This window comes from Streptomyces sp. NPDC052012, assembly GCF_040689265.1.
Classification (GTDB): Bacteria; Actinomycetota; Actinomycetes; order Streptomycetales; family Streptomycetaceae; genus Streptomyces.
In genome coordinates, this window is record NZ_JBFAXA010000015.1 from 13,644 (window position 1) to 28,893 (window position 15,250).

A 15,250-nucleotide genomic window follows, 5' to 3' on the forward strand; every position below is an offset into this window, starting at 1 on the left:
GCTCCGGGTTCGGGCCCGTAGATGGTTCCGGCGTGGTGGCCGCGGATCGCTCCGGGTTCGGGCCCGTAGATGGTTCCGGCGTGGTGGCCGCGGATGGCTCCAGGGCGGTGGCCGTGGACGGCTCCGGGGTGGTGCGCGTCGGTGACTGCTGGGTGGTGCGCTGTGGTGTGTCGGTCGTCATCGCGATCCCTCCCCCTGCGAACGCGCCCCCGAATGCGCCCGCGGTGCTGGGCACGTTAGGCGCTTGCCGGGCGGGTGGGGCCAGGAGTCGCCCGATGTCACTCGAACGGGTGGGCGGGGGGTGATCGGGGAACCGGGCGTGCGCCCTTTTCCTGGTGGGCGTCGGCTGCGATGATCGGAGCGGCGAACTTGTTAACACGCGTTAACCGGAGGGTGTCATGAGTGAGGAACGGTTCGGGGAGTTCGTGCTGGTGCGGCGGCATGAGCAGGGGCATGTCGCGGAGCTCGTCCTCGACCGGCCCAAGGCCATGAACGCCGTCTCGACCGAGATGGCCCGGTCCGTCGCCGGGGCGTGCGCGGCGCTGGGGGCGGACCGGAGTGTGCGGGTGGTGGTGCTGACCTCGTCGCACGAGCGGGCGTTCTGCGTGGGCGCGGACCTGAAGGAGCGGAACTCGTTCAGCGACGCCGACCTGGTGCGTCAGCGGCCGGTGGCCCGTGCGGCGTACACCGGTGTGCTGGACCTGCCGGTGCCCACCGTCGCGGCCGTGCACGGCTTTGCCCTGGGTGGTGGCTTCGAGCTGGCGCTGTCCTGCGATGTGATCGTGGCGGACCGTACGGCCGTGGTGGGGCTGCCCGAGGTGTCCGTCGGCGTGATTCCCGGCGGCGGTGGCACCCAGCTGCTGCCCCGGCGGGTCGGTGCGGCCAGGGCGGCCGAGCTGATCTTCACGGCGCGGCGCGTGGAGGCCGCCGAGGCCCGGGAGCTGGGCCTGGTGGACCAGTTGGTGGAGGAGGGCAGGGACAGGGAGGAGGCCCTGGCCCTGGCCGCCCGCATGGCAGCCAACTCCCCGGTGGGCCTGCGCGCGGCCAAGCGTGCCCTCCGTCTCGGCCACGGCCTGGACCTGCCCGCCGGTCTCGAGGTCGAGGACGCGGCCTGGCGCTCGGTCGCGTTCTCGGGCGACCGGGCGGAGGGCGTGGCCGCCTTCAACGAGAAGCGAAAGCCCCAGTGGCCCGGCGAGTGACCCCCGGCTTCGTCCCTCCGCGGGCACCGGGCCCGACCCGGTCCTGCGCCGACCGCCCATAAGACCCTTTCGCTCCCCTTGAGTCCCTTTTCTTCCAGAACCTCCCTAGCCTGGAGGGATGGGTGAGGACAGCCGGCTGGCGGCCGTGGTGGCGCTGGCTCAGGGCATGGCCGCCGCGCAGAACGCGCGGGAGGCCTGGAGGGCGGCGGCCGGCGGGGCACGCAGGGCGCTCGGCGGGAGCTTCGCCGCGCTGTCGGTGTGGGAGCGGGACCTCGGACGGCTGCGGGTCCTGGTGAACGTGGGCGTGCTGGCCGAGGGGGAGGAGGAGTTCCCGGAGGACGAGTCCTATCCGGTGCATCAGTTCGCCGAGATCACCGAGTTCCTGCACGAGCGGTGGGCCGGTGGCGGTGAGCCGGACGCCTGGGTGGAGACGGCCGAGGGGGCGGCGGCGGGGCGGCCCGGGTACTGCCACCAGAGGGTGGCCGCCCTGCGGCGCCGGGGCCGCGGGTGCTGTGTCGTCGCCCCGATCGTGCTGCACGGGCGCGCCTGGGGCGAGCTGTATGTGGCCCGGCCGGTCGGCGCGCCCGTCTTCGGGCGCAGCGACGCCGATTTCGCGACCGTTCTGGCGGCCGTCGTCGCGGCCGGGATCGCGCAGACCGAGCGCTTGGAGGAGGCCCGGCGGCTGGCGTTCACCGACGCGCTGACCGGGCTGGCCAATCGGCGGGCGGTGGACGCGCGGCTGGACGAGGCGATCGAGCGGCATCGCCGGGACGGGGCGGTCGTCAGTCTCGTGGTGTGCGATCTCAACGGGCTGAAGCGGGTGAACGACACGCTGGGGCATTCCGTCGGCGACCGGCTTCTGGAGCGGTTCGGGACCGTGCTGTCGCTGTGCGGCGCCACCCTGCCGGGGGCGCTCGCGGCTCGGCTCGGCGGGGACGAGTTCTGCCTGCTGGCGGTGGGGCCGACGGCGGACGAGGTCGTCAAGGCCGCTGACCAGGTGTGCCGGCGGGCCGTCGACCTGGGGCTCGGTGACGGGGTGGCCTGCGGTGTGGCGTCCACCGGCGATCCGATCGGGCCGGTGCGGTCGGCGCGGCGGCTGTTCCGGCTGGCCGACGCGGCTCAGTACCGGGCCAAGGCCGAGCGGTCCGCCCATCCGGTCGTCGCCGGGCGGGAGGGCCCGGACGATCCCGTCGTACGGCTCGCGGACGAGCCCGCGCGGGAGCGGGACGGGGAGCGGCGGCGGTTCCGGGGGCGGCATGCGCCCTAGCGGCACGCCCCGCACCGTGCCCCGAGAGTCCTGTGACCGGATCGGTAAGGGGTGAACAGCACCCCCAGGGGTGACATCATCGAATTCACTGCGTACGCTCCTGAATATGGATATGCACACTGTGGTGGTGGGGACGTCCGGCGTGACCGCGTCCGACGTGCTCGCCGTGGCGCGCGGCGGGGCCCGCATCGAGTTGTCGGCACAGGCGGTGGCGGCCCTCGCCGCGTCCCGGGAGATCGTGGACGCGCTGGCCGCCAAGCCGGACCCCGTGTACGGGGTGAGTACCGGCTTCGGCGCCCTGGCGACCCGGCACATCAGCCCCGAGCTGCGCGCTCAGCTGCAGCGCAACATCGTCCGCTCGCACGCCGCGGGGATGGGCCCCCGGGTGGAGCGCGAGGTCGTGCGCGCGCTGATGTTCCTGCGGCTGAAGACCGTCTGCTCCGGGCACACCGGCGTCCGTCCCGAGGTCGCCCAGGCCATGGCCGACGTGCTGAACGCCGGGATCACCCCGGTCGTGCACGAGTACGGCTCCCTCGGCTGCTCCGGCGACCTCGCCCCGCTCTCGCACTGCGCCCTGACGCTGATGGGCGAGGGGGACGCCGAAGGGCCCGACGGGACCGTGCGGCCCGCGGGCGAGCTGCTTGCCGAGCACGGCATCCGGCCCGTCGAGCTGCGCGAGAAGGAGGGCCTGGCCCTCCTCAACGGCACCGACGGCATGCTCGGCATGCTGGTCATGGCCCTCGCCGACCTGGAGACCCTGTACAAGTCCGCCGACGTCACCGCCGCCCTCAGCCTCGAGGCGCTGCTCGGCACCGACAAGGTGCTCGCCCCCGAACTGCACGCCATCCGCCCGCACCCGGGTCAGGCCGCCAGCGCCGCCAACATGCTGGCCGTACTGAAGGGTTCGGGGCTGACGGGACATCACCAGGACGACGCACCGCGGGTGCAGGACGCCTACTCCGTGCGCTGCGCCCCGCAGGTCGCGGGCGCCGGGCGGGACACCATGGCGCACGCCCGCACGGTCGCCGAGCGCGAACTCGCCTCCGCCGTCGACAATCCGGTGGTGCTGCCCGACGGCCGTGTGGAGTCCAACGGCAACTTCCACGGAGCCCCGGTCGCCTACGTGCTGGACTTCCTCGCCATCGCCGCGGCCGACCTCGCCTCCATCGCCGAGCGCCGCACCGACCGGCTGCTGGACAAGAACCGCAGCCACGGGCTGCCGCCGTTCCTCGCGGACGACGCCGGCGTCGACTCCGGGCTGATGATCGCCCAGTACACGCAGGCGGCGCTGGTGAGCGAGCTGAAGCGGCTCGCCGTACCGGCGTCGGCGGACTCCATCCCGTCCTCCGCGATGCAGGAGGACCACGTGTCCATGGGCTGGTCGGCGGCGCGCAAGCTGCGCACGGCCGTCGACAACCTCACCCGCGTCATCGCCGTCGAGTTGTACGCGGCCACCCGCGCCGTGGAGTTGCGCGAGGGTCTGACTCCCGCGCCCGCGACGCAGGCCGTCATCGACGCCGTACGGGAGGCGGGGGTGGGCGGTCCCGGACCGGACCGATACCTCGCGCCCGACCTCGCCGCCGCGGACGCCTTCGTCCGCGAGGGACGCCTGATCGCGGCCGTGGAGGCGGTCACCGGGCCGCTGCGGTGAGAGACGCAGCCGGGGCCTCGCGGATTCGTCCGTGAGGCCCCGGGTGTTTCGTGAGACCAGTGGCCCGCCCCCGGGGGCGTCACGGGCCGAGGCGCTCCCGGCGTACCGAGTAGGTGACGAAGCCCGCGCCGAGCGCCAGACAGGCCGTGCCGGCGAGGATGTACGGGGTGCTGTCGAAGCTGCCCGTGTCGGCGAGGCGGACCTCCTCGCCTGTGCCGTCCAGGGACGCGGACGCGGCTCGTGCCTGCTCGGTGACCTGCGGGGACGGGGTGGCCGTGGCCGACTCTCTCGCCGCGGAGTCCGAGGTCGCGTTCGCGGACGGGACGAACCACAGGGCGCACAGCAGGGTGCCCGCGGCGGTGGCGGTCAGCAACGGACGGACAGCGGATGACACGGAATATCGATCCCCTTGTGGCGCTGGCGAATTGGCCGTGTGGGGCGATGTTAGTGAAAGGCGCGGGTCACAGGAAAGTCACGGGAGCCGCCGGCCGTACGCTCCGGGCATGAGTACTGCAAAGACATCAGGGTTTGTACGGATTCGCGTGGAAGTCGTCCTCGAGGTCGGCGACGAGGAGGCGGTGACCGAGGCCGCGCTGCGCAGGATCGGCGAGGACGACGCCATGCCCGACGCGGAGCGGGCGCACGCCGAGAGCGCTGTGACGGAGGACACGGCGGAGGCCCTCGCCTATCTCGTGGACCCGTTCGACCTGGTCGGCGAGGTGCCGGGGGTGGAGCTCCAGCAGGCCTCCTGGAGCAGTGAGCGGATCGACTACGACCCTGACTCGCCCGAGTGGGACCTCGGCGAGGATGATGGGGACGAGGACGACGATCGTGACGAGGCCGCAGCGGACGATGCGGACGCCGAGGACGACTCGGACGACGAGCGGGCGGTTGGCTGACGCGGCTTGGGGAAATCGTGACCCCGGGCGGCAACCGCCGTCCGGGGTCACGGCGTCTCAAGCGGCGCACGGACCGACATCCTCCCCGTCCGCCGCCGTGGACGTGGTGAGCCCCACATCCACGGACCATGGGGAACGGGATCAAACGGTCGTAGCGTTGAAAGTTATTGCGGGGTCTTCTCGGATCCGGGCCAGCTCCGGGCGGGAGGGCCCGCGGGGGACCTGGGGAATCGGCAACGATGGAGAAGCGTGTGATGACGGACGGTAAGCGGCGCAGGGGTCTGATGGCCGCGTCCGCTCTGCTCGGCGGAGTGCTGGTGCTCTCGGCCTGCTCCGGCGGCGACGACAAGGGCTCCGGCGACGGGGGGAACGACGACACCTCGCAGGCCCAGGTCGACGAGGCCGCCGCGAAGAAGACCTCCGAGGCGCAGATCAAGATCACGCCGAAGGACGGCTCGACCAACGCCTCCATCAACAACGCCGCCGCCGTGACCGTGACCAAGGGCACGCTCACCGAGGTGAAGATGACCACCGCCGACGGCACCGCCGTCGCCGGCGAGATATCCGCCGACAAGAAGAGCTGGAAGCCCAACGCCCAGCTGGAGCGCGCCACCACCTACAAGCTGTCGGCCACCGCCGAGGACTCCGAGGGCCGCGCCGCCCACGAGAACGCCTCGTTCACCACGGTCTCCCCGGCCAACAGCTTCATCGGCACCTTCACCCCGGACGACGGCACCACCGTCGGCGTGGGCATGCCGGTGTCGATCAACTTCGACAAGGCGATCACCAACAAGGCCGCCGTCCAGAAGGGGATCACGGTCTCCACCACCAGCGGCCAGGAAGTCGCCTGCCACTGGTTCAACGCCAACCGCATGGACTGCCGCCCCGAGACCTACTGGCAGGAGGGCTCCACCGTCACCCTCAAGCTGGCGCTCGACGGCGTCGAGGGCGCCGAGGGGGTCTACGGCGTCCAGCAGAAGACGGTCACCTTCAAGATCGGCCGCAACCAGGTCTCGTACGTCGACGCCAAGACCAAGCAGATGAAGGTCACGCAGGACGGCAAGACCGTCCGGACCATCCCGATCTCCGCCGGCTCGCCCGAGAACAAGACCTACGAGGGCCAGATGGTGATCTCCGAGAAGTTCAAGGAGACCCGGATGAACGGCGCGACCGTCGGCTTCACCGACGACGACGGCGAGGGCGAGTACGACATCAAGGACGTGCCGCACGCCATGCGCCTGAGCACCTCCGGCACTTTCATCCACGGCAACTACTGGGGCGCCAAGTCCATCTTCGGCAGCGTCAACACCAGCCACGGCTGCGTGGGCCTGCAGGACGTCAAGGGGGCGAACGACCCGAACATGCCGGGCGCCTGGTTCTACGACAACTCGCTCATCGGTGACGTGGTCGTCGTGCAGAACACCGGCGACAAGACCATCGCCCCGGACAACGGCCTCAACGGCTGGAACATGAGCTGGGAGCAGTGGAAGGCGGGCTCGGCGGTCTGACGCCCTCGCCCTTCGCCTGCGGTTGATGCCGCCGTCCGCCCGTGCAGGGCGGGCGGCGGCATCGGCGTTCTCATGGGTCTCTTATGGCGGGCTTACCTCTTCATCACGCGCCGTCCCTAGCTTGCCGCCATGTTCTTCACCTACCTCAGACGTGAGTTGCGCCGCCGCAGAAAGGCGGCCCTCGTCGTCGCCTCCGGCCTCGCACTCGGCATCGCGCTGGTCATCGTCGTCAACTCGGTGTCCTCCGGCATGGGCAAGGCCCAGGAGAAGGTCCTGCAGTCGCTGTACGGGCTCGGCACGGACATGACCGTCACTAAGGCCGCGGATGCCACGCAGACGGCCCAGCGGCCACGCTTCCGCTTCGACGCCGAGGAGGACGGCTCCGAGAAGGAGCAGAGCAGCGACCGGGTCATGGTGCAGGGCTTCCAGACCCTGGCGAGCTCCACCGTGGGCAAGGTGGCCGGGCAGGAGGGGGTCGCCGACGCCGTCGGCGGGCTGAGCCTCCAAGTGCTCAAGGTCAGTGGCGAGTTCACACGGGGTCAGGTCCAGCAGGGCCAGGGCGGCGAGGGCGGTCAGGGCGGCCCGGGTGCGGCCCAGCCCTCGCCGCAGGACCGGGTCCAGGGCGGTGGCGCCGACTTCGACGTCAACAGCTACTCCGTCTACGGCACGGACGTCACCGAGCCCGCCCTCGGACCGCTGACCTCCTCCGAGATCACCAGCGGCCGCACGTTCAAGGCGAGCGAGACCAACGCGAAGGTGGCCGTCGCCGACTCCGCGTACGCCAAGGAGAAGAAGCTCGAGGTCGGCTCCACGGTCACCATCAAGGGCACGAAGTACGAGGTCGTCGGCATAGCCACCGCCTCCAGCGGCGACGCGGCCGCCAACCTCTACGTCCCGCTGAGGCAGGCCCAGACCCTCGCCGACGCCGAGGACAAGGTCACCACCATCTACGTCAAGGCGACCGACTCCCAGCAGATCGGCTCCGTCAAGTCGGCCATCCAGAAGAACATCTCCGGTACGACGGTGACGACCTCCGCGGACCTGGCGGACACGGTGTCCGGCTCCCTTTCCACGGCCTCCTCGCTGGCCTCGAACGTCGGCAGGTGGCTGTCCGTCGTGGTGCTGGTGGCGGCGTTCCTGGTGGCCGGGCTGCTGACCGCGTCGGCCGTGTCCCGCCGGGTGCGCGAGTTCGGCACGCTCAAGGCGCTGGGCTGGAAGTCGGTCCGGGTGACCCGGCAGGTGGTCGGTGAGGCGATGGTCAACGGGCTGCTCGGCGGAGCGTTGGGTATCGGGCTCGGGCTGGCGGGGGCGTATGCGGTGACGGCCATCAGCCCGACGCTGGAGGCGCAGTTGGGTGGTGGTGGCGGCACCGGTGGCCCGGGCGGGGGCGGACCCGGTGGGGGCGCGCTGATGGGACCGGGCCGGGAAGCCGCCGCGAAGACCCTCGAGGTGGCTCTCACCGCACCGGTGAGCCTCACGACCGTGGCGCTGGCGGTGGGCCTCGCGGTGACCGGCGGCCTGATCGCGGGCGCGTTCGGAGGCTGGCGCGCATCACGACTGCGCCCGGCGGACGCACTGCGCCGGGTCGAGTAACTGAACGCCGGCCGCGGCTGGGCGCAGCCAGGGAGTGCTGCTGGGGGACGGGTGGGCGGGACCGCAACGCCCCAAGGGGCGCGGGGCTGTATCGATGTGCGGCTCCGCCGCGTGGGCGCGACCAGCCAGCCCCCACCCACCCGCAGCCGACCACGACAGCCGCACCACCCCGAACCTTCTCAGGAGCCACCATGTACGAACTCAGAGGCGTCACCCGCCGCTACACCCGAGGCAAGGAAACCGTCGACGCCCTGGCCGGTGTGGACCTGACCATCCCCGACGGCGACCGCCTGGTCATCCAGGGCCCCACCGGCGGTGGCAAGTCCACCCTCCTCCAGATGCTCGGCGGCCTGGACCGGCCGACCTCCGGCGAAGTCGTCCTGGACGGCACCGACCTGGCGCAACTCCCCGAGGCCCGGCTGACCAGGGTCCGCAGCGAGAGCATCGGCTTCGTCTTCCAGTCCTTCAACCTCATCCCCACCCTCACCGCCCAGGAGAACGTGGAGACCGCCCTGGTCCCCCTCGGCGTCAAGGCCAAGGAACGACGCGAGAAGGCGGCCGAGGCCCTCGCCTCCGTCGGCCTGGGTGAACGCCGCACCCACCTCCCCGGCGAGATGTCCGGCGGCCAGCAGCAACGCGTCGCGATAGCCCGCGCCCTGGTGAAGGAACCGAAGGTGCTGCTCGCCGACGAACCCACCGGAAACCTCGACGAGTCGATGCGCGACGAGATCATGGAGCTGCTGATCCGCCGATGGAAGGAACTCGGCCTGACCTTCGTCATGGTCACCCACGACTCGGCGATCGCCAAGCGCGCCCCGCGCGTGGCGACGATTCGCAAGGGTCGCATCACGGTGCAGGAGAACCAGAGCGAGAAAGGCTCCAACCCGGCGGTCCTGTAACGGAGTTCCGTCGAACGCATCACAGCCGTCCGTCGACTTGACCACGTTGTCCACAGCCCTTGAGGCGCTTGATCACCCCTCGGCATACTGCGTGATCCGGGGGGTGCGCGCATGCGTACGAGACCACCCCCGGCCGGGTGACGGGGACTTCGCCCGGCGACTTCGCTAGGGGGATACGTGCGCAGACAAGTGAGAAGAGCATGCGCGGCCACGGTCGCCACGGCCGCGGCCGTGGCGCTCGCGGCGGGCATGACGGGCCCGGCGTCGGCCGACGACGCGGCCGCCGCGCCGGCCGACGGGCAGCGGACAGCCGCCGCCGAGAAGCTGGGCACCAAGCACCGCATCACACTGATCACCGGTGACCGCGTCGCCGTCGACGCCAAGGGCCGTGTCGTCGGCCTGGAGCGCGCCGAGGGCCGGGACGGCATACCGGTCCGGATCCGCAAGGTCGACGGCCATACGTACGTCATGCCGGCCGACGTGGACCGCCTGGTCGCGACCGGCAAGCTCGACCAGCGGCTCTTCGACGTCACGGAGCTCGGCAAGGCCACGACCCGCGGCGCCCACAAGCGGGGCCTGAAGGTCATCGTCGGGTACAAGGGCAGCGCGAAGTCCGCCAAGGCCGACGTCCGGGACGCGGGCACGCTGCGCCGCAGCCTGAAGTCGCTCAACGCGGACGCCGTGCAGACCCCCCACGAGGACGCGCACGAGCTGTGGGACGCGGTCACCAACGGCGACCGCACCGCCTCCGGCATCGCCCACGTGTGGCTGGACGGGGTCCGCAAGGCCAGCCTCGACACGTCCGTCGCGCAGATCGGCACGCCCAAGGCATGGGCCGCCGGCTACGACGGCAAGGGCGTCAAGATCGCCGTACTCGACACCGGCGTGGACGCGACGCACCCCGACCTGAAGAACCAGGTGCTCGCCGCCAAGAACTTCACCTCCGCGCCCGACGCCGGCGACAAGGTCGGCCACGGCACGCACGTCGCCTCGATCGCGGCCGGCACCGGTGCCAAGTCCGGCGGGAAGTACAAGGGGGTGGCGCCCGGCGCGAAGATCCTCAACGGCAAGGTGCTCGACGACTCCGGCTTCGGTGACGACTCCGGCATCCTCGCCGGCATGGAGTGGGCGGCCGCGCAGGGCGCCGACGTCGTCAACATGAGCCTGGGCGGTGGAGACACGCCCGAGGTCGACCCGCTGGAGGCGGCGGTCAACAAGCTGTCCGCCGACAAGGGCGTGCTGTTCGCCATCGCGGCCGGCAACTCCGGCCCCGAGTCGATCGGTTCGCCGGGCAGCGCGGACGCCGCCCTCACGGTCGGCGCCGTCGACGGCAAGGACCGGCTCGCCGACTTCTCCTCGACCGGCCCGCGCCTCGGCGACGGCGCCATCAAGCCGGACGTCACCGCGCCGGGTGTGGACATCACGGCCGCCTCCGCGAAGGGCAACGACATCGCGAAGGAGGTCGGCGAGAAGCCGGCCGGCTACATGACCATCTCCGGTACGTCGATGGCGACCCCGCATGTGGCGGGCGCCGCGGCGATCCTCAAGCAGCAGCACCCGAAGTGGACGTACACGGAGCTGAAGTCCGCGCTCACCGCGTCCACCAAGGGCGGCACGTACACGCCGTTCGAGCAGGGGTCGGGCCGGATCCAGGTCGACAAGGCGATCAAGCAGACGGTGATCGCCGATCCGGTCTCCCTGAGCTTCGGCGTCCAGCAGTGGCCGCACATCGACGACAAGCCGGTCACCAAGCAGCTGACCTACCGCAACCTCGGCACGAAGGACGTCACCCTGAAGCTGACGTCGGCCGCCACCGACCCGAAGGGCAAGCCCGCCCCGTCCGGCTTCTTCACCCTGGGCGCGAAGACGCTGAAGGTCCCGGCCGGCGGCAAGGCCGCGGTCGACCTCACGGTGAACACGAAGCTCGGCGGCACGCTCGACGGCGCGTACTCGGCGTACGTGATCGCGACGGGCGGAGGGCAGAGCGTACGCACCGCCGCCGCTGTGCAGCGGGAGGTGGAGTCGTACGACGTCACGCTGACGTTCCTCGGCCGTGACGGCAAGGCGTCCGGCAACTACACCGCGAGCCTGAGCGGCACATCGGGCCTGGCCACCGACAAGTGGTACCAGCCCTTCGAGGCCGACGGCACCGTCACCGTCCGTGTGCCCAAGGGCGGGTACGTCCTGGACGCCGGGATCTTCGTCGGCTCCGACCCGGAGAAGTACGAGGGCGCCGACTGGCTGGCCCAGCCGCGGCTCAGCGTCACCAAGGACACGACGGTCACCCTGGACGCCCGCAAGGCCAAGGCGGTGAACATCACCGTGCCGGACCCGGCGGCCAAGTCCGCGTTCGCCTCGGCCGACTACACCGTGGCGTCGAAGAACGCCACCTATACCTTCGGCTGGTTCCTGGAGTCGTACGACGACTTCCGTTCCGCCCATCTCGGCCCGCAGATCACCGACGGCTCGCTGAGCCAGCAGTGGGACGGCCACTGGACCAAGGGCGGCAAGGAGCAGTACGACACCACCACCGCTGCCAAGGTCAAGCAGCTCGCCACCGGCTACACCCGGCAGTACAAGGCGGGCGAGCTGGCCACCGTGAAGGTGAACCTCGGGGCCGCGGCGAGCGGCAAGAAGGGCGCGGTCAGCGCGCTGGGGTGGCTGCCCGGCAGCAGCGGCGCCTCCTCGATCGGCATCCCGCAGACCATGCCCGGCACCCGCACCCTGCACCTGTCCACCTCGGGCGGCGTGAAGTGGGACCTCGACTTCGAGCAGCAGGGCGGTGTCGACGAGGAGGGCTGGCCGCTCACGGAGGCGGTCTACCTGGTCGGCACGGAGAAGACCTTCAAGGCGGGCAAGACCTACAAGGAGACGGTGAACACGGCCGTCTTCGGTCCCCGGCTGAACGCCGAGTTCGGTCTCTTCCGCGACGGCAACAGCATCTACGGCCTGCTGCCGCTGTTCGCCGACGGCAAGGGCCACGCCGGCTCCTCGGAGTTCACGTCGGTCACCACCAGCCTCTACCGCAACGGCAAGAAGGTCGGCTCCAACACCGATCCCCTGTTCGGTGACGGTGAGTTCAAGGTGCCGTCCGGTGACGCCGCCTACCGGCTGACGACGTCGGTGAAGCGCAGCGTCAAGGTCGCCGCCGCCTCCACCCGCATCGACGCGAGCTGGACCTTCCGCTCCAAGAAGACCGGCGACGTCGCCCACCTGCCCGCCTCCACCGTCCGGTTCGACGCCACGACGGGCCTGGACAGCAAGGTCACGGCCGGTGCGAAGACCACCTTCCCGGTCACCGTGGAGGGCGCCGCCAAGGGCAAGAACCTCAAGTCCCTCGCGGTGTACGTCTCCTACGACTACGGCAAGACCTGGAAGAAGGTCACGGTCACCAAGGGCAAGATCACCGTGAAGAACCCGGCGAAGGGGAAGGCCATCTCCTTCCACGCCAAGATCGCCGACAAGAAGGGCAACAAGTCGACGATCTCGATCTACAACGCGTACTACGGGAAGTAGCGACCGGATCGTCGGCCGAACGGCCCGCCCGCTTTCGCGGGCGGGCCGTTGTCGTGACTCACAGGGCGGCGTCCGGCTGCCTCTCGTCCGCCCCCCAGCTCCCCAGCAACCGCAGTGCCTCGGCCGCCGGCGAGCCCGGTTCCGCGTGGTAGGTGACCAGGGCCTGGTCCGGGTCGTCGGGGAGGTGGAACGTCTCGAAGGAGAGGGTGAGGTCGCCCACGAGCGGGTGGCGCATGCGCTTGACGCCGTGGCCCTTCTCCTTGACGTCGTGGGTGGCCCACAGACGGCGGAATTCCTCGCTCTTCATGGAGAGTTCGCCGACCAGCGTCGACAGCTGCGGGTCGTCCGGGTAGCGGCCCGCGTCCATGCGCAGGAAGCTGACGACGTCGGAGGCCTTCTGGTCCCAGTCGACGTAGCGCTCGCGGTACTCCGGGTTCAGGAAGACCAGCCGGGCCCAGTTCCGCTCCTGTGGCCGGAGCTCGCCCCAGTCGCCGAAGAGGGCCGCCGCCATGCGGTTCCAGGCGAGGATGTCCGTGCGCCGACCCGTCACGTACGCCGGTACCGTCTCGATCGAGTCGAGCAGCTGCAGCAGCGACGCCCGCACCTGCTGCGGTCGCGCCGTCGGCTTCTTCTTGCGCCGGGTCGGCTTCACCAGGTGCATCAGATGCGCGTGCTCGGCGTCGGACAGCCGCAGCGCGCGGGCGATCGAGTCGAGGACCTCCGTGGAGACGTTCCGTCCGTTGCCCTGCTCCAGGCGCGTGTAGTACGCCACGGACATCCCGGCGAGCTGCGCCAGCTCCTCGCGGCGCAGACCCGGCACGCGGCGGTGCCGCCCGTACGACGGCAGGCCCACGTCCTCCGGCTTGAGCCGGGCCCGCCGGCTGCGCAGGAACTCGCTCAGCTCGGTGCGCTGGTCCAGCTGTCCATCCATGCTCTCCAGTATCCCGGGTCGTACGCCCATGAGCCTGACCCCGCCAGTGGTAGGCACGGCGGGCGTAGGAAGAGCCGTGGTCTGGGTGGCCTTCGTGCGGGGCGGCAGGCTGGGGGACATCCCACTTCCCCTGCGAGAATCCGGAGAACCCGGCATGACCACCGTTGCCGCATACGCCGCACCCGCCGCCAAGGCTCCGCTGGAGCGCACCACTATCGAACGGCGCGAGGTCGGGACGTACGACGTTCTGATCGACATCAAGTTCGCCGGAATTTGTCATTCCGATATTCATCAGGCGCGCGAGGGCTGGGGCGAGGCGATCTTCCCGATGGTGCCCGGCCACGAGATCGCCGGCGTCGTCTCCGAGGTCGGCCCCGGTGTCACCAAGTTCGCCGTCGGCGACCGCGTGGGCGTCGGCTGCATGGTCGACTCCTGCCGGGAGTGCGAGAACTGCCGGGCCGGTGAGGAGCAGTACTGCACCGGATCCGGCATGGTCGGCACGTACAACGCCGTCGGCAAGGACGGCGAGCCCACCTACGGCGGCTACTCGCAGAAGATCGTCGTCGACGAGAACTACGTCCTGCGCATCCCGGACGGGCTCTCGCTGGACGTGGCCGCGCCCCTGCTGTGCGCCGGCATCACCACCTACGCGCCGCTGAAGCACTGGAACGCCGGCCCGGGCAAGAAGGTCGCCGTCCTCGGCATGGGCGGTCTCGGTCACATGGCCGTCAAGCTCGCGCACGCCCTCGGCGCGGAGGTGACCGTGCTGTCGCAGTCCCTGCGCAAGAAGGACGACGGGCTGAAGCTGGGCGCCGACCACTACTACGCCACCAGCGACCCGGCCACCTTCGAGCAGCTCGCGGGCACCTTCGACCTGATCGTCTCCACGGTGTCGGCCCCGCTCGACTTCGGAGCCTACCTGGGGCTGCTGCGAACCGACGGCGCGCTGGTGAACGTCGGCGCCCCCGAGGAGCCGATCTCCCTCAACCTGTTCTCACTGATCGGCGGCCGCAAGACCCTCGCCGGCTCCATGATCGGCGGCATCCGCCAGACCCAGGAGATGCTCGACTTCTGCGCCGCGCACGGCATCGGCGCCGAGATCGAACTCATCGGCGCGGCCGAGATCAACGAGGCGTACGAGCGGGTCCTGAACAGCGACGTCCGCTACCGCTTCGTGATCGACACGGCCACGATCTGAGACCGCCGCCCGGCCCGCCGCCTCCTGGTCACATCTGCCTGCTGCGTTCCGTCATACACGGTGCCGCATCTGGTCGGCGGGCCCGAGGGCGAGGGCGGGCAGCCCCGACGCGCTCAGGCCCCGCCCTGCTCCACCGACGACGCGATGTCGTCCAGGTCCTTGCCGATCGCCTTGCGCACCGCGCCCGCGCCCAGTCCGCCGAGGAGTCTGGCCAGCAGGCCCTGGCGGCCGGTCGGCCTGCCCGTGAAGGTCATGCGGACCGTCGTCGCACCGGGGCCGTCCGCGCGCAGGTCCCATTCGGAGACGTAGTGCATACCGTGCGACTCGGCCTCCACCACGTACCGCTCGGCCGGTGCGCAGGCGGTCACCCACATCTCCTCGGTGGCCTCCTTGCCGAACATGCGGCGGGTCTCCCGCCAGCGGGTGCCGACGTCGAAGGGCCCCTGGGTGAGCACCTCGACCTTCGTGACGCCCTTGAGCCTCCGCTCCATGCCCCGGAGGTCCGTCAGGGCGTCCCACACCCGGTCCCGGGGCGCGGCGATCCGCCGCTCCACGCCGACGCTGCTGCTGGTCATGGAACCCATGAAAG

At 70.9% G+C, this 15,250-nt stretch carries 12 protein-coding genes and 1 pseudogene; 9 read left to right on the top strand and 4 right to left on the bottom strand.

All coding sequences use genetic code 11. The features are described 5' to 3' along the window. Positions 1-181 (bottom strand): annotated as a pseudogene (locus tag AB0412_RS22815) (Toxic cation resistance protein); the annotation flags it as partial. Positions 182-398: 217 nt separating this feature from the next. Between AB0412_RS22815 and AB0412_RS22820 the strand changes: the two are divergent. The 3 genes from AB0412_RS22820 to hutH all read left to right on the top strand — a co-directional run bounded on the left by AB0412_RS22820 (position 399) and on the right by hutH (position 4,117). Next, complete coding sequence (locus AB0412_RS22820) at positions 399-1,199, top strand: enoyl-CoA hydratase-related protein (protein ID WP_366404398.1); 801 nt, start codon at positions 399-401, stop codon at positions 1,197-1,199. Between the two features lie 118 nt (positions 1,200-1,317). Continuing rightward, on the top strand, positions 1,318-2,466 hold the full coding sequence (locus AB0412_RS22825) for a GGDEF domain-containing protein (protein WP_366404399.1): 1,149 nt from the start codon (positions 1,318-1,320) through the stop codon (positions 2,464-2,466). 112 nt (positions 2,467-2,578) lie between these two features. Next, a complete protein-coding gene (gene hutH, locus AB0412_RS22830) occupies positions 2,579-4,117 on the top strand; it encodes a histidine ammonia-lyase (protein ID WP_366404531.1) in 1,539 nt (512 codons plus the stop codon). A 79-nt stretch (positions 4,118-4,196) separates the two neighbouring features. Here the strand turns inward: hutH and AB0412_RS22835 are convergent, their stop codons facing one another. Next, positions 4,197-4,511: an LPXTG cell wall anchor domain-containing protein gene (locus AB0412_RS22835; RefSeq protein ID WP_366404400.1), complete on the bottom strand. Its 315-nt coding sequence runs from the start codon at positions 4,509-4,511 to the stop codon at positions 4,197-4,199. Positions 4,512-4,620: 109 nt separating this feature from the next. Between AB0412_RS22835 and AB0412_RS22840 the strand changes: the two genes are divergently transcribed. The 5 genes from AB0412_RS22840 (at position 4,621) to AB0412_RS22860 (ending at position 12,532) form a co-directional block, all read left to right on the top strand. Beyond that, positions 4,621-5,016: a hypothetical protein gene (locus tag AB0412_RS22840; protein WP_366404401.1), complete on the top strand. Its 396-nt coding sequence runs from the start codon at positions 4,621-4,623 to the stop codon at positions 5,014-5,016. Between the two features lie 254 nt (positions 5,017-5,270). Then, positions 5,271-6,524, top strand: coding sequence for an Ig-like domain-containing protein (locus AB0412_RS22845; RefSeq protein WP_366404402.1), 1,254 nt, complete (start codon positions 5,271-5,273; stop codon positions 6,522-6,524). A gap of 129 nt (positions 6,525-6,653) precedes the next feature. After that, positions 6,654-8,117: an ABC transporter permease gene (locus AB0412_RS22850; protein ID WP_366404403.1), complete on the top strand. Its 1,464-nt coding sequence runs from the start codon at positions 6,654-6,656 to the stop codon at positions 8,115-8,117. A 191-nt stretch (positions 8,118-8,308) separates the two neighbouring features. Next, positions 8,309-9,016 (top strand): ABC transporter ATP-binding protein, encoded by a 708-nt coding sequence (locus AB0412_RS22855; RefSeq protein WP_366404404.1) that lies wholly within the window; start codon positions 8,309-8,311, stop codon positions 9,014-9,016. A gap of 177 nt (positions 9,017-9,193) precedes the next feature. Beyond that, positions 9,194-12,532 carry a S8 family serine peptidase gene (locus tag AB0412_RS22860; protein WP_366404405.1) on the top strand — a complete coding sequence of 1,113 codons (3,339 nt, stop codon included), beginning with the start codon at positions 9,194-9,196 and terminating at the stop codon, positions 12,530-12,532. 58 nt (positions 12,533-12,590) lie between these two features. On the opposite strand, the gene AB0412_RS22865 is transcribed toward AB0412_RS22860, so the two are convergent. Then, positions 12,591-13,463 carry a helix-turn-helix transcriptional regulator gene (locus AB0412_RS22865; protein WP_366404406.1) on the bottom strand — a complete coding sequence of 291 codons (873 nt, stop codon included), beginning with the start codon at positions 13,461-13,463 and terminating at the stop codon, positions 12,591-12,593. Positions 13,464-13,617: 154 nt separating this feature from the next. Here AB0412_RS22865 and AB0412_RS22870 point away from each other — a divergent pair, with 154 nt between their 5' ends. Then, on the top strand, positions 13,618-14,661 hold the full coding sequence (locus AB0412_RS22870) for an NAD(P)-dependent alcohol dehydrogenase (RefSeq protein WP_366404407.1): 1,044 nt from the start codon (positions 13,618-13,620) through the stop codon (positions 14,659-14,661). Between the two features lie 113 nt (positions 14,662-14,774). Here the strand turns inward: AB0412_RS22870 and AB0412_RS22875 are convergent, their stop codons facing one another. Beyond that, on the bottom strand, positions 14,775-15,236 hold the full coding sequence (locus AB0412_RS22875; protein WP_366404408.1) for an SRPBCC family protein: 462 nt from the start codon (positions 15,234-15,236) through the stop codon (positions 14,775-14,777). Between the last annotated feature and the right edge of the window lie 14 nt (positions 15,237-15,250).

Bases quoted from the DNA above. Each gene is read 5' to 3' on its own strand.
- hutH (WP_366404531.1), top strand. From the start codon at position 2,579: ATGCACACTGTGGTGGTGGGGACGTCCGGCGTGACCGCGTCCGACGTG.
- AB0412_RS22845 (WP_366404402.1), top strand. From the start codon at position 5,271: ATGACGGACGGTAAGCGGCGCAGGGGTCTGATGGCCGCGTCCGCTCTG.
- AB0412_RS22820 (WP_366404398.1), top strand. From the start codon at position 399: ATGAGTGAGGAACGGTTCGGGGAGTTCGTGCTGGTGCGGCGGCATGAG.
- AB0412_RS22875 (WP_366404408.1), bottom strand. From the start codon at position 15,236: ATGACCAGCAGCAGCGTCGGCGTGGAGCGGCGGATCGCCGCGCCCCGG.
- AB0412_RS22850 (WP_366404403.1), top strand. From the start codon at position 6,654: ATGTTCTTCACCTACCTCAGACGTGAGTTGCGCCGCCGCAGAAAGGCG.
- AB0412_RS22840 (WP_366404401.1), top strand. From the start codon at position 4,621: ATGAGTACTGCAAAGACATCAGGGTTTGTACGGATTCGCGTGGAAGTC.
- AB0412_RS22865 (WP_366404406.1), bottom strand. From the start codon at position 13,463: ATGGATGGACAGCTGGACCAGCGCACCGAGCTGAGCGAGTTCCTGCGC.
- AB0412_RS22825 (WP_366404399.1), top strand. From the start codon at position 1,318: ATGGGTGAGGACAGCCGGCTGGCGGCCGTGGTGGCGCTGGCTCAGGGC.
- AB0412_RS22870 (WP_366404407.1), top strand. From the start codon at position 13,618: ATGACCACCGTTGCCGCATACGCCGCACCCGCCGCCAAGGCTCCGCTG.
- AB0412_RS22855 (WP_366404404.1), top strand. From the start codon at position 8,309: ATGTACGAACTCAGAGGCGTCACCCGCCGCTACACCCGAGGCAAGGAA.